At 58.1% G+C, this 19433-nt stretch carries 14 protein-coding genes and 1 pseudogene; 7 read left to right on the forward strand and 8 right to left on the reverse strand.

Going from position 1 to position 19433, the window contains the following annotated elements; genetic code table 11:
- Positions 1-26: 26 nt before the first annotated feature.
- The 6 genes from AC07O1_RS12075 to AC07O1_RS12100 all read right to left on the reverse strand — a co-directional run bounded on the left by AC07O1_RS12075 (position 27) and on the right by AC07O1_RS12100 (position 7955).
- Positions 27-824, reverse strand: a complete 798-nt coding sequence (locus tag AC07O1_RS12075) for a transglutaminase family protein (RefSeq protein ID WP_495088919.1) — start codon at positions 822-824, stop codon at positions 27-29.
- Positions 821-1771, reverse strand: a complete 951-nt coding sequence (locus tag AC07O1_RS12080) for an alpha-E domain-containing protein (protein WP_494992846.1) — start codon at positions 1769-1771, stop codon at positions 821-823. The genes AC07O1_RS12075 and AC07O1_RS12080 overlap by 4 nt, the downstream gene beginning before the upstream one ends.
- Before the next feature lie 3 nt (positions 1772-1774).
- On the reverse strand, positions 1775-3184 hold the full coding sequence (locus AC07O1_RS12085) for a circularly permuted type 2 ATP-grasp protein (protein ID WP_495088920.1): 1410 nt from the start codon (positions 3182-3184) through the stop codon (positions 1775-1777).
- Positions 3185-4069: 885 nt separating this feature from the next.
- Positions 4070-5068: a LacI family DNA-binding transcriptional regulator gene (locus tag AC07O1_RS12090; protein ID WP_495088921.1), complete on the reverse strand. Its 999-nt coding sequence runs from the start codon at positions 5066-5068 to the stop codon at positions 4070-4072.
- Positions 5069-5173: 105 nt separating this feature from the next.
- Positions 5174-6649: a glycoside hydrolase family 32 protein gene (locus AC07O1_RS12095; protein ID WP_495088922.1), complete on the reverse strand. Its 1476-nt coding sequence runs from the start codon at positions 6647-6649 to the stop codon at positions 5174-5176.
- A 13-nt stretch (positions 6650-6662) separates the two neighbouring features.
- Positions 6663-7955 carry an MFS transporter gene (locus AC07O1_RS12100; protein ID WP_495088923.1) on the reverse strand — a complete coding sequence of 431 codons (1293 nt, stop codon included), beginning with the start codon at positions 7953-7955 and terminating at the stop codon, positions 6663-6665.
- A 253-nt stretch (positions 7956-8208) separates the two neighbouring features.
- Here AC07O1_RS12100 and AC07O1_RS12105 point away from each other — a divergent pair, with 253 nt between their 5' ends.
- The 3 genes and pseudogenes from AC07O1_RS12105 to AC07O1_RS12115 all read left to right on the forward strand — a co-directional run bounded on the left by AC07O1_RS12105 (position 8209) and on the right by AC07O1_RS12115 (position 13270).
- A complete protein-coding gene (locus AC07O1_RS12105; protein WP_495088924.1) occupies positions 8209-9822 on the forward strand; it encodes a carbohydrate porin in 1614 nt (537 codons plus the stop codon).
- Positions 9823-10173: 351 nt separating this feature from the next.
- A pseudogene (locus AC07O1_RS12110) lies at positions 10174-12993 on the forward strand (multicopper oxidase domain-containing protein); the annotation flags it as partial.
- 82 nt (positions 12994-13075) lie between these two features.
- Complete coding sequence (locus tag AC07O1_RS12115; RefSeq protein ID WP_494992840.1) at positions 13076-13270, forward strand: hypothetical protein; 195 nt, start codon at positions 13076-13078, stop codon at positions 13268-13270.
- A gap of 67 nt (positions 13271-13337) precedes the next feature.
- Here AC07O1_RS12115 and AC07O1_RS12120 read toward each other — a convergent pair whose 3' ends face one another.
- Positions 13338-13691: a DUF1428 domain-containing protein gene (locus tag AC07O1_RS12120; protein WP_494992839.1), complete on the reverse strand. Its 354-nt coding sequence runs from the start codon at positions 13689-13691 to the stop codon at positions 13338-13340.
- 897 nt (positions 13692-14588) lie between these two features.
- Here AC07O1_RS12120 and AC07O1_RS12125 point away from each other — a divergent pair.
- Entirely contained in the window at positions 14589-16229 is a 1641-nt protein-coding gene (locus AC07O1_RS12125) for an NRAMP family divalent metal transporter (RefSeq protein ID WP_495023908.1), read from the forward strand.
- A 218-nt stretch (positions 16230-16447) separates the two neighbouring features.
- Complete coding sequence (locus AC07O1_RS12130) at positions 16448-16699, forward strand: hypothetical protein (RefSeq protein WP_495088925.1); 252 nt, start codon at positions 16448-16450, stop codon at positions 16697-16699.
- A gap of 101 nt (positions 16700-16800) precedes the next feature.
- On the opposite strand, the gene AC07O1_RS12135 is transcribed toward AC07O1_RS12130, so the two are convergent.
- On the reverse strand, positions 16801-17418 hold the full coding sequence (locus AC07O1_RS12135; RefSeq protein WP_495088926.1) for a DJ-1/PfpI family protein: 618 nt from the start codon (positions 17416-17418) through the stop codon (positions 16801-16803).
- Between the two features lie 113 nt (positions 17419-17531).
- Between AC07O1_RS12135 and AC07O1_RS12140 the strand changes: the two genes are divergently transcribed.
- Together AC07O1_RS12140 and AC07O1_RS12145 are read left to right on the forward strand one after the other, a co-directional pair.
- Positions 17532-18866 carry an aminotransferase-like domain-containing protein gene (locus tag AC07O1_RS12140; RefSeq protein ID WP_495088927.1) on the forward strand — a complete coding sequence of 445 codons (1335 nt, stop codon included), beginning with the start codon at positions 17532-17534 and terminating at the stop codon, positions 18864-18866.
- 220 nt (positions 18867-19086) lie between these two features.
- A complete protein-coding gene (locus AC07O1_RS12145; RefSeq protein WP_495088928.1) occupies positions 19087-19413 on the forward strand; it encodes a DUF2388 domain-containing protein in 327 nt (108 codons plus the stop codon).
- Positions 19414-19433 lie beyond the last annotated feature (20 nt).

Consider the following 19433-nt stretch of genomic DNA (forward strand, 5'->3'; position numbering starts at 1 on the left):
ATCGGGTCTTCCTGAGCGGGGTTCGACTACTGGTGCTGCACCTGGAACAACGAGTTCACCTGAACCCGCGCCAACATCCGCTCTGCCCCGCCGCCACGCCGCATACCGCGCACCGGACAGGCGTCGAGGTAATCCAGACCGACCGCCAGCTTCAGGTGACGCTCGGGTCGGGTCAGCCTGTTGGTCACATCGAAGCTGTACCAGCCATCATCGAGCCAGGCTTCGGCCCAGGCGTGACTGGCCAGATGGCTTTCATCCTCGGTGCACAGGTAGCCAGAGACATACCGCGCGGGAATCCCCAGGCTGCGAGCACAGGCCAGAAACGCGTGAGTGTGGTCCTGGCAGACGCCCGCACGGCCGGCAAACGCCTCGGCGGCAGTGCTGTCGACCGCGGTCGCGCCGGGGCTGTAAGGCATGAGCCCGGCCAACCCGTGCATCAGGTCGATCAACGCCGTGCGATCGCGACGGGTGCCGCACTGCTTCACGGCAAAGTCGCTCAAGGCGTGATCGGCTTGGGTCAGGTGACTGGTGCGCAGGAACGGCAACGGCGATTGGCTATCGCGTTCAACCTCCTGCGCCTGGTCGATCTCCACCTGGCCGTAGGCGCTAAGCACAATGGCACCGTGGGGCTCGTCCATGGTCAATACATGCAGGATGTTGCCGTAAGGATCGAGTTGGCTACGCACCAGGCGTGGCAAATCCAGGTGCCATTCCAGAATGCGCTGGCGCTCGCTGTTCTGTGGCGTCAGGCGAAGGAACTGGATGCTGGTGCAGACTTCATCGGCGTAGCTGTAGGTGGTGTCGTGACGTATGGAAAGTTTCATACGACCTCCAGATAGGATTCGTGGATGGTCTGGCCCAGATGGCGCACCTGGGAGATGAAATCGGTCAGCCAGAGGTGCAGGCCCGCATCGAGAATCTCGTCGATCCCGGTATAACGAAGGCGCGCCTGCAGTTCGGCAGCCAGGCGCTGGGCGGGACGACCATTGTTGCCCGGCAGGCTGGCGAGGATCTGGTCCAGTTCCTCGATGCACGCATGCAGCGAGCGCGGCACGTCGGCACGCAACAACAGCATCTCGGAGACCTGCTCGGCGCCCGGCGCATTGCGGTAGATCTCGTTGAAGGCCTCGAAGGACGACAAGGCACGGAGCAAGGCGCTCCACTGGTAGTAGCCGCGGGCCGAGTTATCGCTGACCTCCTCCGACTTCTCGCCGAACATTTCGTAGCGCGCATCCAGCAGGCGCAGGGTGTTGTCGGCCCGTTCCAGGAAGGTGCCCAGGCGAATGAAACAGTAGGCATCGTTGCGCATGATGGTGCCCGAGGTCGCCCCGCGGAACAGATGGGAGCGCTCCTTGACCCACTCACAGAAATGGCTGATGCCGTAACGACCCAGGCCGTTGCTGGCGATATTGCGCATCTCAAGCCAAGTGGCGTTGATGTTCTCCCACATGTCGGCGGTGATGCGTCCGCGCACCGCGTGAGCGTTGGCCCGCGCTGCCTGCAGGCAGCAATAGATACTCCCGGGGTTGGTTTCATCCAGCGCGAAGAAGTGCAGCATGCGCTCGGTGTTGAGCTCGCCATAGCGCTCGTTGTAGTCGTCCAGTGTGCCGGCGGCCAGCAGCGACATCGCCAGTTCGGCGCGGCCATCGGTGCGCCCGGCCTGGGGCATCAACGATAGCGAGTAACTGACTTCGAGCATGCGTGCCAGGTTCTCGGCACGCTCCAGGTAACGGGACATCCAGTAGAGGTCCGAAGCGGTTCTTGAAAGCATGTCCTAGTCCTCCACTACCCAAGTGTCTTTGGTGCCGCCGCCCTGGGACGAGTTCACCACCAGCGAACCTTCGCGCAGTGCCACGCGGGTCAGGCCGCCGGGCACCAGACGGGTTTCACTGCCCGACAGTACAAACGGGCGCAGGTCAATGTGACGCGGGGCGATGCCGTTTTCGACAAAGGTCGGGCACGTCGACAGGCACAGGGTTGGTTGGGCGATATAGGCTTCAGGGCGGGCCTTGAGGCGCGCGCGGAAGTCCTCGATCTGCGCCGCCGTGGCCGCCGGGCCGACCAGCATGCCGTAGCCGCCGGAACCCTGGGTTTCCTTGACCACCAGCTCGGGAAGATTGGCCAGCACATGGGATAACTCTTCCGGCTTGCGGCATTGCCAGGTGGGCACGTTCTTCAGGATCGGCTCTTCGTCGAGGTAGAAGCGAATCATGTCAGTGACGTAGGGGTAAATTGACTTGTCGTCCGCTACCCCGGTACCCACGGCGTTGGCCAGGACCACATTCCCCGAACGATAGGCCGCCAGCAGTCCGGGGACACCGAGCATGGAGTCCGGGTTGAAGGACAGTGGATCGAGGAAGGCATCATCGAGGCGACGATAGATCACATCCACCTGCTTCGGGCCGGAAGTGGTGCGCATAAAGACACGATCGTCGCGGACAAACAGATCGGCGCCCTCAACCAGTTCCACCCCCATTTCGCGGGCCAGGAACGCATGCTCGAAATACGCACTGTTGAAACGGCCCGGGGTCAGCACCACCGCCGTGGGGTTGTCCAGCGGGCTGGCGCTCTTGAGGGTGTCCAGCAGCAGGTTCGGGTAATGATCGATGGGTGCCACGCGCTGGGCGGCGAAGAGTTCGGGAAACAGCCGCATCATCATTTTGCGGTCTTCGAGCATGTAGCTGACGCCGCTGGGGGTGCGCAGGTTGTCTTCCAGCACGTAGTAGCTGCCATCGCCATCACGTACCAGGTCGACCCCGGAGATATGGGCGTAGATACCGCGGTGCAGATTCAAACCCCGCATGGCAACCTGATACCCCTCGTTGGCCAGGACCTGCTCGGGAGCAATGATGCCTTCCTTGAGGATGCGTTGCCCGTGGTAGATATCGGCCAGGAACATGTTCAATGCCTGAACCCGCTGAATGCAGCCGCGCTCGACCATCTGCCATTCGCTGGCTTTGATGCTGCGTGGAATGATGTCGAACGGAATCAACCGCTCGGTGCCCTGCTCGTCCCCATACAAGGTGAAGGTGATGCCGGCGCGATGGAACAACAGGTCGGCTTCACGACGACGCTGGTCCAGCAGCTCCAGAGGAGTGTCCGCCAGCCAGCGCGCGAACGCCTGGTAATGTGGGCGGCAGCCACCGTTGGCATCATACATCTCATTAAAAAAAGCACGGGACATACCCCACTCCTTGCCGTGTTTCATTCGGCATTTTTATTTAATTTCGTTATTTCGATAGATCAGGCCTTACGTTGTTTTAGTTGATGCTGTTTTGTTGAGCACCTCATTGTGCGTCGTCAATAACCTGCTTCATGCAGGCCGCAAACTTTTTACAGGCGCCGGCAAATACCGGTGTATTTGAGCGCCCTACCCTGGCGAATTCTGTTAACTCGATAAAAGCCTTGTGGCTCGTGTCAAAAACTCCCTCTTTAAAGTGATACTTCCCGTGGACTTGATAAGGCTTGTGCAAGCGCTATGCCCGATTGCGACCTCGCGAAAAATAAAATCGGAAATCGGCATGAATCTGCCACAAAAGGACATTTTGCTTAGATTTTGCGACATTTCAGTCAAGTAATGCTGAAACGTTTATCTCTTTAGGTTTTTGCACAGCTCTGGCGCGACCTAAAAGAGTGCAATAGAGGGGTTAACTGTTTTTATGCGCCAGAATAGGGATATTTTGATGGATGTTATTTTTATGACTCCGCATTGCCTGAGCGCCAGGCCTCTTTATATAAATAAGACCCGGGCACCCTTTTGGAGCCGGAATGCGCACCAAACAGGGGTTTATCGCACCATTATGTTTCTTGTTTTTCAGCGCCTCACTTCATAGCCGGTTGACATGAGCCGTCCGGCAACGGAGTTCTTCAGCCCGTAAGTAGAGCTCTGACATTTATTGCAGCTGCAACCATGCTGACTCCCGCTATCCATACCAGGGCTGGAGCGAAAATATAAAGGTACCGGGAATCTCGGGTTTCCGAATTGTTTCGAAAAAAGACAACACTCGTAGTCAGTACTCGGTGTCGGACGTAAAAAACTATCGTCCGCCGCATAACGTCGTGGCAGTTGTCACCAGGACTTACGGTCCACGAGGGGGCATGAAACCCTATGGATAAAGGGTTCGTTTCGGCTTTCGATCAAGTGCTGAGCAGCACGGCGGCCCATTTCGTAGTACGGGAGTTGCACGGTGCTCAGCGGTGGATAGAACAGCTCGGCAACGCCGATCATATTGTCGTAGCCAAGTACCGCCACCTCGGCCGGAATGCGCAGACCGCGACTGAGCAGGTACTGATAAGCGACCAAAGCGATGCGGTCGTTGCCACAAACAAGCAGATCGAAGGCCGGCTTTCCATCCGGCTCACGCAGTTGCTGCTCAAGCGCTACAAGCGTTTCCTCATAGGCGTCATCGGTCGACAGGTTGTATTGGGGAACACTGTCCAGGGATATACCGGACTCCGCGAGGGCGCGAACCAATCCCTGCTGACGCGGCCCCCAGGCCAGACTGCTTTGCGGCAGGTTAATACACAGCGGATGCCTGTAACCCTTTTTCAGCGCCTGCCGCACCGCCTGATACTGACCGTCTTCGTCGTCGGGTACATAGCATGCGATGCCTGGCTCTGAACTCATGCAGTTGCTGAGTACCAGCGGCATGTTGCGCAGCGCCTGGGGAATCTCGACGGTGCGTAACTGCATGGCACTGAAGATGATCCCGTCGGGCTGATGCGACAGCATCAGGTCGATGGTTTGTTGACTCGGTGGAGCCTCGAACACATTGAGGATGAAGACGTTCCAGCTGTTTTCTCGCGCGGTGCGCTCCAGCGAAAGCAGCATTTCGACGGCGAAGGGGGTTGTCGCCGTGTCGAGCGCGAAGACTCCGATGGTCTTGCCACGGGAGTGACCGCCACGAATCTGGCGAGCGGAAAGGCTTGGTACGTACCCCAAGGCCTCGACCGCTTGACGAACTTTCGCCAGGGTTTCCTGGTTCAGCTTTTCCGGGGTATTGAATGCCCTGGACACGGTCATGAAGGAAACCCCCGCCAGCCGTGCAACATCTTTAACTGAAGCCATTCGCGGGTGCCATTGCTTGTCTAGCCAAACATCATGTCATGCTTGGCAAAAGCATGACAACACGATGCCAGGCAGCAGGCTGCACGAATGGTACGTCAGGGGTGTTCAGAGCTGGAGATCGGCCAGGCTCCAGACCGAGGTATCCCCGAACAGCCCTACCCCATTGATGGCGAAGGCGCCGACACCGAGGCTGTCGGGGCGAGGATAAATCCGACTGCTCAGGCTATGGGCGCCGTCGTCGACGAAAACCTCAATGGAGGAGCGATCCAGGAAAATCCGCAGAGCGATCTGCGTTTGTTCTGGCGTCACAGGTACGCTACGGACCCCGCTCACGCCAGCTCCCGAGTGTTGCCTGTCGAGTACCAAGCGTCGGGCCATGGCATCGAAATATAGCAAAGTCCGTTCCTGCTGGTCTTCGCTACAACGTAGTGCCAGGCCAAAGCGCTCAGCGGTGCTACCGGCCAGGTCCAGTTCGAGCTCAAGCTCCAGCAGAGCGCCACGAACTTCTAGTGTACGGCTCTGTGAGTCGAGCATCCCGATCTCCAGCGTTCGAGGTGACTGCCGTAGCGTTGTCAGCTCTCGTGCCGGACGCATGCGTAGCCGGTCACCGTCGCGGCTCACTTCACGTGGCAACGACAGCGCGCCACACCAGTGTTGTTCTTGACTCGGCATAGGGCTGTCCCACATGTCCATCCATGCCCAGAGCAGGCGGCGCCCGTCCGGCGCCAGCAGGGTCTGGGCGGCATAAAAATCGTGACCGTGGTCGAGTTCGTGCAGCCTGCCGGTCTCAGTGAAGCAGCCAGAATTGTCCAGCTGGCCCAATCGATAGCTGTTCTGGAATTTGTTCCAGTTGTCGTAACCACTGGGCTTCAAACCTTGCGGCGAGTACAGAAAAACATCGCACCCATCCAGTTCGAACACGTCCGGACATTCCCACATGTAACCGTCAGACGCGCGTTGGCCGTCCAGGGCGCAGCCGAGGTAATCCCAATGATGCAGGTCCCGGGAGCGATAGAGTAAAAGCTGCGGGTCATCCCCTTGACGAGCGCCAAGCGCCATCCACCATTGGTCTGCGCGCTTCCAGACCTTCGGGTCGCGGAAATGCATGATGTCCGGATGCGGTGGCGTTTCGATCACAGGCCCATGTTTGGTGAACGTGATGCCATTCGTGCTGCTGGCCAGGCATTGGACCTGGTGGATTTTTTGGTCGTCGCCCGGCTCCCCTAACCAGATATGCCCGGTGTAGATCAGATAAAGCGTATCGCCCGCAACGACAGCCGATCCTGAAAAACAGCCGTCTCGATCGTAAGGGTCACTGGGGGCTAACGCTATGGGCAGATGCTCCCAGTGAACCAGGTCCTTGCTCTTGGCATGCCCCCAGTACATCGGGCCCCACTGCGCCGAATAAGGATGGTGCTGGTAGAACACGTGGTACTCGCCTCGAAAATAGGCCAGTCCGTTTGGGTCATTCATCCATCCGGCCGGGGGCGACAGGTGATAGCCGAGGCGATAGTCGTTGCCGCGCTCGGGCAGTTTTTTTTCGATGGCGCGATGCGCTTCGTCCAGCAGTGCAGCGTGCATGGCTTGATCCTTACTAAGGTTCGTAACGAGTGGCTGATTGAGCTATGGCAGGTAGCTCCATCGAATCAGGAGCTTTTGCCCGGGATGATTTGCGGGCCGGGTCCGCGCGTAACAACGACCATGACAGCAGCAGGCAACTGCCTACCAGGCAGGCCATCGTTACGTAAACGCTCGAGAAGCCAAAATGGTCGTAGCCGTATCCCACAACCGGCGACAGCAGCATGGCGGTCAATTGTTGGGCGAACTGGAATCCAACCAAATAGATCGAGGCCGACAGGCGAGAATCAAAATTCAAGGAGATGTATTTGAATACCGAGACCAGCAGGATCGGGACTTCCAGGGCGTGCAGCATCTTGCAGGCGGCGATGGTCCAGGCATCCATTGCCAGCCCAGAGCCAAGAATACGGACGAACATGATGCTGCCGGCCAGTATCAATCCATATTTGGCGCCCGTACGACCGACCACCCATGGCGCGAACAACATGAATACGGCTTCGAGGAGTACCTGGGATGAATTCAAGTAACCGTAGGCTCGGGTTCCCTCCTCCGGGGTTGGGAAGAAGGAGGAGAAATACACCGGAAACTGTTGTTCGTAGATCATGTAGATTCCACAAACCCCGGTCAGGTACAAGCTGAATGCCCAGAAGCGAGGAAGTGTCAGCAGCTTCCAAAGATCGTTCAGACGCACCGGCATGGCAGTTTCGCCACCCGTTTGCGTTACTGGTTTGTTGAACGCGGCCAGATCCAGCCGGGACAGGATCAGCAAAAACACGATCCCGGCTGCGCTGCTCATGTAAAACGCAATGTCCGGGTCAATGTTGAAGACCACACCGACGACGCCCGTCGCGGAGGCCCAGCCCAGTGAACCCCACATTCTGGTGGTGCCGAACTCGAAGCCGGCGTGGCGTGACAGTCGCTCCGTATAGGATTCGATGACGCCCACTCCCGCGAGCATGGATAGCGCCAGGAAAGTCGCACCGACCACGGCTCCCAACACCACGTTCTGGGCCAATAGATTGGCGTATACGTAGATCGCAAAGGGTGCGGAGGCGCAGAGCAGTACGCCAATCCATACCAGCAGTGTTTTGGACAGGCCAAGTCGATCCTGGAGAGCGCCATAGAACGGCTGAATGAGCAGCGCCGCAATGGCGTTGGCGGCAAAGATGAATCCGGTTTCCGTTCCATTCAGGCCGATGACTCGATGAAGCCATATCGAGAACAGCGAATAGCTGGATGACCACGCGAAAAAGAAGAAAAACAGCAAACCACTGATAAGCCAGTACTCACGTTTGACTGACAGCTGCATGTGACAACCCTCTTGTTTTTATTTAAGTTAACGTTAACATCGCAGCGCATTACGCCTCCTCCACCCGCTCGCTGTCAAGTGGATCCAAGTACCAAAGGAGGAGGTATCGCGCTTGAGCAGGCCTTGCAGAAGCGACTCTCAGGGCTTGCTCAGCGGATGGTTCAGGTTTTGCCCAAGCGCCATTTCGGCTGGCGGAAAGGACCTGTTCGAAAGGTCTTTGCAGTACCCGAATACAAAAACAAGAGGGTTACCTATGCGTTCTACTGTCTGTCGGCCTTTGGCTGGCTTTTCCTTGCTTTTTCTTTCCACTCAACTGCTCGCCGCGCCGGCGCAAAGCATCGAGGAACGTCTTGCCAGGCTTGAGGCCAGAACCTCCGTTGCCGAGGCCCGCGCCTTGGTGGCCGAAGCTGACGCAGCTCGATTGCGCAAGGAAGTCGAGCAACTCAACAAGCAAATCGCCATCCCCGCCCCGGCGACCACACAAGCATCTCTCAACGAGCGCGTTGCCCGGATAGAGGCGAACCAGCAGTCCCTTGAAAGCTCTCCCCCGACGACCGCGTCTTCAACCAGTTCGAGCGAGCATCTGAGCGATGGCTTCACCTTCGGTGGATATGCCCGCTCCGGGATAATGACCAATGGATCAGGTGCCGGTCATGGCGGCCCCTACGTGACCCCCGCAGGCTCCGTAGGTGGTGCCGTTGGCCGGCTTGGCAATGAGGTCGATACCTACGTGGAGGCGAAGTTTTCGAAGGAAAACCAGGCCAGCAACGGTACGCGTTCCAAATACACGCTGATGCTCGCCGACGGCCTGGAAACACCTAACGACTGGACCGCGGCTGAAAGCCGGCTCAATGTGCGACAGGTCTACGCTGAACTTGACCATTTGGCTTCCTTTCGAGACAGCCCTGTGCTGCGCGATGCAACGCTGTGGGCTGGCAAGCGCTTTGACCGGGATAATTACGATATCCATTGGCTCGACCGGGGGATCGTTTTCCTTGCCGGAACCGGTGGTGGTATCTACGACGTGCATCTGACCGATGACTGGCGCATCAATGCGTCCCTGATGAGCCGCTCCTTCGGCGACTTCGGTACTGAGGAAAACAAGGACATCAGGAGCTATGTCGCGACCCTCAATCAATTTTTCGATGAGGGTCGCTGGCAGATCATGCTCAATGGCATTTCCTCGGGCCAGAACGATGCCAGGCTGAACGAGAAGAGCAAACAGGCATTCGCCAGCGATACCCGGGTGAACGCGTCGGGATTCAGCCCTGCCGAAAGCGGTTCCCATGGCATGCTCGCCTACCATCAGCCAGACTTTTTCGGCCGTGAAGGCTACTTCAAAGCAGCGCTCCTGTATGGCAAGGGGTTGGGAGCGGAGGTCAACAGCATCGGAGCCGACGGCGACTTACTGGACGAGGCCCAGACATTGCGCCTGGCACTCTATGGTCATACTCGCCTGAATCAGGATTGGCGCATCGCACCAGCCATCATTGCCGAGCACAGCAAGGATCGCTATGTGCCCGGCGACGACTATCGCTATGTGACGCTCAACCTGCGATTGGCCAATGAACTGACCAGCAACTTCGAAATGCTTTATGAGCTGAGCTGGCAGACGATGGACCTGAATGCGCTTGGCTACAAGGGTCGACAAACAGCCAATGGTGACTACTGGAAACTCACGTTTGCACCAACGTTCAAGGCACAAACCGGTGATTTCTTCACTCGTCCTGAATTGCGCCTGTTCGCCACCTATATGAACTGGTCCAGGGACCTCGATCACTTCAGCGCAACAGACGATTTTGGTCAGAAGGGCTTCAAGTCTGGCGGGGTCTGGCAATTCGGAATGCAGATGGAGACCTGGTTCTAGGAGCCTTGGAAATTGACCGCCCCAAGGGGCAACAACAAAAAGTCGATCAGTTACGCAAAAGATCGGGCAATGGGGCGTCTGCCGGTCGCTTTAGCACCTACGCATACACCACGCAGCACACTCGAAAACCTGGGGAAATGACTATCGGACTCCCCCGGGAGTGGGGACCTGCACCCATTGAACAAAGGCTTTGCTGCCCCCCTTCAATAGCAAGACTTGAAGCCAACCAGCTGATTATTATAGATTTTTTATGATTTTCGTGCCTGGCTCGGCTTTTGCCTTTGTCCTTGATAATGCTGCAAAGAGGAGATGGCGGCTATCGCCATGCCCGCATGCAGCGAGGGGCGCACCATGAAATACGATGCATCGCAGCAATCATCGCCCAAACTCTTTCGGGATTCAGTCGTCGCGTCAGCGATGGTCATCACCTTCAGCCTGGTCGCTATCAGCGCTGCACCGCTCGATGATTTCGGTCCACCGCCACCGACCGATCCCTCGGCCTTCAGCAATCCTCCCGCCGACCCCAAGGCCGCGCTGGAAGCACTGGAAGACGCGCCACCCGCCAACCAGGGTGCACTCGCCCTGCCCAACGGCGTGTTTGGCGACAGAACCACCCCGCGCGCCGAAAACGTCCTTCCCCCGGACCTGCAGACGTCGTTCAATATTCCCACCAATGGCAAGCCAAGCCCGCTGTTCGGGGCCGAACCCTTCACTCAGCAAATGCTGCTGTTCGAAGAGCTCGGCTCGGAAAAGCTCGACCCGACGACCCCGCCGCAGACACTGACGTTCCCCGTTCCTACCCTGGGCCCGGAACCGCAGCAGGATCCAGACAGTGTCGCCCGCAGCGGCCCCTCGAGTGCGGCGCTCGAGGCCTTTCTGCGCCAACCTGGCTTGACCCCGTTCCCGTCGCAGTTTTCCAATGTACTGGACCGCAACCCCTGGAAGGCGCAAATCGAAGCCTTCCTCAACCGCAGCCCGGTAGACTCGCCGGCCGAGGGGCGGCCACCGGGAAAAGGTTGGTCGCACCAACGCTTCAATGAGTTTTTTCCCCAGGTCCAGTTCAAGACCGTGCAAGCAGGCGCCCGAACCAATCAGGGCTTGCGCGACAACAAACAGTTGCACGGCTACACCAAGGGCGAATTCGGTCCCGGTGGGCTCTACAACCAAACCTCCGACTTCCCCACGATAGTGGGCACGACCCGCGGTATCGAGGTGCGCTTTCACCCCAGATTGCCAGTGCAGAATCACAAGTCGCTGTGGACCTTCGATGGCACGCTGCCGCCCAAGTTGCTGATGATCCGCAATGGGCAAGCATTGCTGATGCGCCACTACGACGCCCTGCCGATCGATCCGGCGGCAAACGCGGGCTTTGGCCTGCACACCATTACTACCCACGAGCACAACGGCCACTCCCCGGCCGAGAGCGACGGCTTTGCCAATGCGTTCTTTTTCCCCGGGCAGTACTACGACTACCGTTGGGCACTGCAGCTGGCCGGTTACGACACGATCAATACTACGGCGCAAGACCCGAGGGCGGCGTTCCCCTGCTCACCCGGCGAAACGCTGTTCGTCAACGATGCCAGTCCCGGTCTCAAGACCTGTGAAAACGGCAGTATCAAACTGCGCGGCGACTGGCGCGAAACCATGAGCACCCACTGGTTCCACGACCATATGCTCGATTTCACCGCGCAAAATACCTACAAGGGCAATGGAGCGATGATGAACTACTACAGCGCGGTCGATCGCGGCAACGAGGCGTTCGAGGACGGCGTCAACCTGCGTTTTCCCAGTGGCTCGGCACTGCCCTGGGGCAACCGCGACTACGATGTCAATCTGCTGATCGCCGACAAGGCCTGGGACGAAACCGGCCAATTGTGGTTCAACCCGTTCAATACCGACGGTTTTCTGGGTGACCAAATGCTGGTCAACTGGCAGTACCAGCCCTTTCTCAAGGTACGGGCGCGCAGTTATCGCTTTCGCATACTCAACGCCTCGGTGTCGCGTTTCTTCAAGTTTGCCGTGGTGCGTGAGATCAACGGCAATGGCGGCGAGTTCCCCGGGCCGGTGGGCTCCGGAGTGTCCTTCGCCAGAGTGCCGTTCCACATGATTGCCAACGACGGCAACGTCATGGAGCATTCCGTGCCCTTCGACGGCACTCTGGACCTGAACGGCGATGGCGACCTGCAGGACAACAACGCCATCTTGCCGGTTCAGGGCATTGGCGAACGCTATGACATCATCGTCGACTTCGCCAAGAACGGAATCAAACCGGGAGACAAAATTTATTTCGTCAACCTGTTGGAGCACAAAGACGGCAAGCGGCCCGAGAAGAACGCAATCCCGCTGGCTGACGTGCTGTCCGAAAAATATAAAGCGGTGATCAAGCAAACCAGCAACGGGCCCAAATGGGACAACGGCGATCCCGCAGTCGTCAAATTCTTCCAGTTGCTCGTCCAGCCCTACGCCGGCCAGGACGTGAGCATGAACCCGGCGGACTTTGAACCGGCCAAGCCCGGCAAGCCGGCCGGGAGGAAAATGATCCCGTTGACCATCGACCGCGACAACCCGGCCGACCAGGCCAGACTCAACGCGGCGCGGCATCGCCTCTTTAGCTTCGGGCGGTCCTCTGGCACTGACTTGGCGCCCTGGACCATCAAGACCGACGGTGGCATGGGCTTTAACATGGACCCTCGCCGTATCAGCGCGGCCCCCCAATTGGCTCAAGGCCCGACGCCTGCCGGTTTCAGCGGCGATGGCACCCTCGAAGTGTGGAAGATCGAGAATGGCGGCAACGGCTGGAGCCACCCGGTGCATGTACATTTCGAAGAGGGGATCATTCTCAACCGCGATGGCAAGGAACCGCCGGAATGGGAGAAATGGGCACGCAAGGACATCTACCGCATCGGAGAAGGCGTCGACAGCTCCGTTAATCTCCAGGTGGCGCTGCACTTCCGCGAGTTCGCCGGCACCTACATGGAGCACTGCCACAACACCCAGCACGAGGACACCTCCATGTTGCTGCGTTGGGATGTCGAATTTCCTGGTCAGTTCCAGTTGATGCCAACGCCCTTGCCAAGCTGGGACGGCGTACGCTTCGTGAACTCCGTAGCGCTGCCCACCTTCCGCACTGGCCTTGTTGAGGATAAAAGTAACGGTGGCCCAAACACGAAATTGCGCCAATAGCAACACGCGATCCTGGCACCCCCACCCAGGCGCGTTATAGTTGAGTTGATTCCATTCAACTGGAGGGGGTATGCGCCAGATCGTCAACAAAGAGCCATGGTGGGCTGCGCCTCCGAAACCTGGTCAGGATGAGTCTGAGCTGGAGTGGGGATGGCTGGTCACGTACAGCGAGGGCGAGCCGCGGTTTGAGTTCGTGAAAGAGCGGCCTTCGGATAACGAGATCCGTAACCGCAAGAGCTGCCGTATCACGTCTGCGCCGGAATGATCCCCGCCCTCCTTCGCCTCGATCTCGCCCCCACATTGAGCGTGGGAGCAAGATCGCGCTGCGAACCCTACGCGTTAACGATCATCTCGAAGCCGCCGAAGATCATTCGTTGACCATCAAAGGGCATCGGGTTGAGGTCCGGGTTGGTTTGGGCATCGGCCATGAACTTCTCCATTCCGGCGTCACGTGTTTGGCGGTTGGGCCAGATGATCCAGGAGAAGACCACTGTCTCGCCCTCCTTGAGTTTCACCGCCATCGGGAAAGAGGTCACCTTGCCGTCGGGCACATCGTCCCCCCAGCACTCGACGACGCTCAACGCGCCGTTCTTTTTGAAAATGGCCGCGGCGGATTCGGCATGCCGCTTGAACTGTTCGCGGTTGGCGGTGGGCACTGCGGCGATAAAGCCATCAACATAGGACATGATCAATCTCCTGCCTGGGTGGTGTGAATGGGCGCAATCTACCTTGGGCGGATCGCGCCATCGGTTACGGGTCGATCTGCTGGATAGTCGATCCGCTGGGGGCCAAATCGACAGGGCTGCCACGAAGACCCGATAGAACCGACCGACGGCAGGTGTAATGACTGAACGCTTTACGCCCCCGAGTATGTAAAAACACCGCTTTTGGCATCTGCCGCCAGTTCGTTGTGCTGTGCCAGCAGCCGGTATCCGGGTTGACTTTTAACGGGGCACACCTAAGATTTACATATAGTTACACCTGAGGCCGTATTACTTTGGACAGCTATTGTAGTCAATCGGAGAAATTCTCCGTACAAGCTTGGCACGACCTCCGCTAGATTCCCTTAGCCAACGTTCTGTCAAGTGCAGGACGTTGCGCGCATCAGTATCAAACTCCTTCGCGTAACCAAAACTTGAAACCCGGGCAAGCAGATTTTTCTGTGCGCTCCGTGATTGTCGCGTGCGTCTTGCGTTCGCTGCGGTCGCAGGTTTCTGCACCCATCGTTTGCCTGCCTGTGTGCAGCAGCGGTGGTTTTAACGTGATCATACCGCCAGGTATGGAAAGGAGGACGTCATGCCACCTGAAAGCAATCAAAGTCCGGCTCAATATTTGAAGCTGCGCCGCCGCCCAAAGCATGAAGGAGAGACCGTTTATGGACCCCAGTAAAAGTAGTCCGGTCACTCTGACTGAAATGGCGGCGTCTAGCGGGTAGTAGCACAACCTTCACTGGCTGATCTCCCCCACCTTTCGCGCAATTCTCTCCGAGTGACCTCTTCGCGCCCCTGACCTCTGCGGGTACGCACCTATCCGGCGGGAGTCGAAAGCGGCATCGAGCGTTACGCTTTTGGAGAGATTTCGCTATGTCCAACCTGAAGATTGAAACTGCCGTTCTTGACAGTGCCCACGTCGGAGACATCCGCGGAGCACTCGGCACCATCCGTTATGACGACATCGCCCCTCGCAATGGTTGGTGGCATCGCTTCAAAACGCTTCTGGCCATCCTGGGCCCCGGGTTGATCGTGATGGTGGGTGACAATGACGCCGGTGCGTTCAGCACTTATGGCCAGGCCGGCCAGAACTACGGGACCATGCTGCTGTGGACAATGGCGCTGTTGGTCCCAGTGCTGTACGTAAACCAGGAAATGGTGCTGCGTCTGGGCGTCGTGACCGGTGTCGGCCACGCCCGGCTGATCATAGAACGCTTCGGCAAATTCTGGGGTGCGTTCAGTGCGATCGATCTGTTCATCCTCAACGCGCTGACCATTGTCACGGAGTTCATCGGCATCAGCCTCGGGATGGGCTTCCTCGGTGTGCCCAAGGTAGCCGGGGTGTGCCTGGCAGCGGTGTTCATCATGCTCGCAGCCTGTACCGGCGACTTCCGGCGCTTCGAACGCTTTTCGTTGATATTGGTGGTTGGCAGCCTGCTCCTGGTACCGATCTTCGTGATGATCCATCCACCAATGGCGCAAGTGGCTCACGATTTTTTTATCCCGCTACTGCCTGCTGAAGGCAAGCTGTCAGAAGTGTTTCTGCTGATCATCGGCATCGTTGGCACCACTGTGGCGCCCTGGCAGCTGTTCTTCCAGCAAAGCTACGTGATCGACAAACGCATCACCCCGCGTTTCATCAAGTACGAACGCGCTGATCTATGGCTGGGCATTGCGCTGGTGGTGATAGGTGCGGTGGCAATGATCGCCTTCACTGCGCAAATTTTTGCCGGTCACCCAGAGTTCGGCCAGTTCACCGATGCGGGCGCCATCGCAACGGGCATCGCCAAATACCACGGGCGCCTGCCAGGGATACTGTTTGCGATCGCACTGATCGACGCCAGCATCATCGGTGCAATGGCGGTGTCACTGTCGACCGCCTACGCGCTGGGCGATGTACTGAACCTGAAACACTCGCTGCACCGTAAACCAGGCGATGCAAAGGGTTTTTACATGATGTTCTGCGGCCTGATTACGCTGGCTGCGGCGCTGGTGTTGATTCCAGGTGTGCCGCTCGGCCTGCTGACCAACGCGGTACAGACGCTGGCTGGGGTACTGCTGCCCAGTGCCACCGTGTTCCTGTTGCTGCTGTGCAACGACAAGGAAGTGCTGGGCCCCTGGGCAAACAATCGCTTCACCAACGTAATGACTGCCGTCATTGTCGCGGTGCTGGTGCTGCTGTCGGTCGTATTGACTGCTTCGGTGGCTTTCCCGGACATGTCCGGTGAAACCATCGCTGACATCCTCATTGGCGGTGGTTTGCTGGGGCTCATCATCGCCATTGCGGTGAATGTGTTGCACGCCCGCAAAGAAGTCGACAAAGAGGCGCTGCCCGACAGCACCGTCACGTTCACCCAACAAATGATGCACGCATGGCGGATGCCACCACTCGCACAACTGAAGCCGGTGGTACTGTCGCAACGCAACCGCCTCTGGATGGGGGTGTTGCGCGGCTACCTGATGGTGGCAATGGGCATGGTGATTTACAAAGTCATTCAGCTGGCGCTCGCTTGAATGTAAACCTCGGCAAAACCCCAACATAGTGTCCACCTCAATGGACACTATGTTGGCTATCTATAGCGTGGCCTGCACATAAACCAGATAACGCCCTGCCTACCGGTTCTCTACGTAGCGTTACGAAATGTCAGGTTGCAATTCGAAAGGTCCGGCAGGCTGGCTCGATAGAAAACAGACGTGGTTACAAGGGTAGCCTTGTATGAAATGGACTCAGAATGATCGAAGCAGTCAAGCAAGTCAGTGAAGCGCTGGATCAGCAGATGGAACTCAATTTTTTCATGGCTAGCCAGCTCATTCAGCTTTGTCCTCCCAGCGAGCAGAAACGCCTGAAGAAGGAGCTCCATTCCCGGCTGAGCGCCCTCAGGGAGCGCACTCTGTTGGCCACCAGCGCTATTGAAGAGTTGGTGGACAAGGGGACGCCAGCAAGGTCGAGCATGTTCTCATCCGTCAGGAAATGGCTGTTTTGATCCCAAGGGCGGTTGGAGGCAACCGCGCAGCATTCAGTTGCTGGTGCGTGGTGCCTTGAAACACACGAATGCTCATTCGTTTTCCACATCTGGAAGTCTGTTTACACAGGAACCCGCCCCTCGTGCAGATACAGCGCGATATTGCGCATCCCGCGCTGAACGTACTCTTCTTTTTCCCCTACCGGCGCGACGTAGTGAAGTGCGCTCTCTGCCGCTTCGACGCCTTCCAGACGGGCAATGATCCAGGCCGCCAGATAAGGCGAGGCGAGGCATCCGCCGGCTGTGGCGATATTGCCTTTGGCGAAGAACGCCTGGTTAAGGACATCGATGCCAGCCGCCTGAACCCACGGTTTCGTCGTCAAGTCCGTGCATGCCGGTACACCCTCCAGCAAGCCAAGCTTTGCTAACACCAATGTGCCCGAGCATTGCGCACCCAGGAGCTGCCTCGAGGGATCAAGCTGCAACTGCGCCATAAGGGCGGTGTCAGCGACGACTTCGCGAGTCTGCATGCCGCTCCCGACAAGGACCGCATCGGCTTCGCTGGCCTCGCGCAGCGTTGCCTGGGATTCGATCACGAGCCCATTCATCGAGCGAACACGGGGCGTTGGACTGGCAATCGATACCCGCCATCCCGGCTTCTTGACACGGTTAAGAACGCCAAGCGCGATGAGGGAGTCGAGTTCGTTGAAACCTTCGAAGGTCACGATAGCGATATGCATGGCTTGGTCTTCCCGCAAATGTGGCTTGGCATCCGCCTGAAGGAGGCGGTTGTGCAGATGCAGGCTATGGCGAACAATTAGCACAATCAAATAATTGTAATGGATACATCTCCATGGCTCGTTCCCGCTATAAATCGTTGGTGGACGCGTTCGCCGCCGACATTCGCGCAGGACGTCTATCACCTGGCACGCGTCTGCCTACGCACCGAGAGCTTGCGACAAACGAAGGTCTGGCATTGGCCACCGCTACACGTGTCTACGCGGAGCTTGAGGCAATGGGTTTGGTCAGCGGCGAAACCGGCAGAGGTACTTTTGTCCGGGAGACCTCATTACCACCAGGGTTAGGCATCGACCAGCATGCCGTCGCTTCGGGAATTCTGGACCTTAACTTCAACTATCCCTCTCTACCGGGCCAGGCAGAACTGCTGCGTGGCGCCTTGCGCCAACTGGCGTCTTCGGGCGATCTGGAAGCCTTGCTCCGTTATCAACCCCATGGGGGACGCCAGCATGAGCGCGCGTCAGTCGCCCGGCATCTGCAAGGCAGAGGTTTGAACATCGGCGAGGAACACGTACTGATCGTCAGCGGGGCCCAACACGGGTTGGCGGCGACAGTCATGGGGCTGCTTCGCCCGGGTGATATCGTCGCGACGGACGCCTTGACCTATCCCGGTTTCAAAGTCCTTGCCGAGACCCAGCGCCTGGAATTGGCTCCCATCCCTGCTGCGGGCCACGAACCTGATCTGGATGCCTTGGCTCGGCTGTGCAAGAGCAGAAGGGTACGCGCCGTGTACAGCATGCCCACCCTGCACAATCCACTGGGATGGGTAGCCAGCGAGCATTGGCGGCAACGCCTGGTGACCATCGCCCGCGAGCACGACTTGCTTATCATTGAGGACGCCGCCTATGCGTTCCTCGCCGAGGACGCACCTGCACCCTTGGCCGCGCTTGCGCCGGAAAGAACCGTGTACGTGTCGGGCTTGTCCAAAAGTGTCGCCACCGGGCTGCGCGTCGGATTTGTCGCGGCACCCTCGCGCTGGATACCCGCTATCGAGAGAACCATCAGAGTTACCATCTGGAACACGCCTGGCGTGATGACTTCAATCGCTTGTAACTGGCTCGACGATGGTACTGTCAGTCGCCTGGAAGGCGAAAAGCGCCAGGATGCTGCGAATCGACAGTCCATGGCCAAAGCCACGTTGGCCGACCTGAAGTACATAGGCCACCCCTCCTCCTATTTTCTCTGGCTTCCTTTAGGTGAAGAGGTTCGAGCTGACCAGGTAGCGATGGCGCTAATGCACGAGCACGTTTCGGTTTCGACTGCGGAGCCCTTTTCGACTTCTGCCCATATTCCTCACGCAATCAGGCTCGCGCTCGGATCTCTAGAGCTGGATGCCCTTCAAGTAGCACTCAAAACGGTGAAGCGAGTTGTTGATGCTTACTCTTATTGACCTGGCTGAGAATCGCTATCGGCCATGCGCTCCCTTCACCTTCGTCAGGCCGCTTTCGACCGATGGGCGCTTTCGGGGAGCAGATAGCGTATTGGCATAAATCGCCCAAGCCTCGACCTCTGCGCCGGGATGCGGTACCGACAGGGAACTCCTGGTGGGTACCATGCATCATAAAGTATGTGGTAGGTCATTCAGGATTCATGCTTTCGGAGGACACATTATGCGCCGCATATTCCTCATACCCTTGCTAACGCTTTGTCTGCCCGTTGGTTCGGCCATGGCCCACAGACACCATGTGGATGCGGACGAAATTGCCACTTCGGCAGGGCTTTCCGTGTCGCTGTACTCGACGTTGAAAGACGACAAGATCGTGGTTCCCGCCCGCGATGACCTCTCCAGCTTCGTCGCGAGTGGAGGCGCCATTCGCGGCGCCTATCTGGAGTCGGTGTTGATGCAGATTCGACACGATCATCCAGGCCTCAAGGCAAGCGACGAAGAACTGGCCCAAGCGCTCCTCATTCAAGATGAGCGAGCTGCCGGTCATTAGTGGCATACGTACATCGCATC

It is taken from the genome of Pseudomonas sp. GW821-FHT07G10, assembly GCF_059418545.1.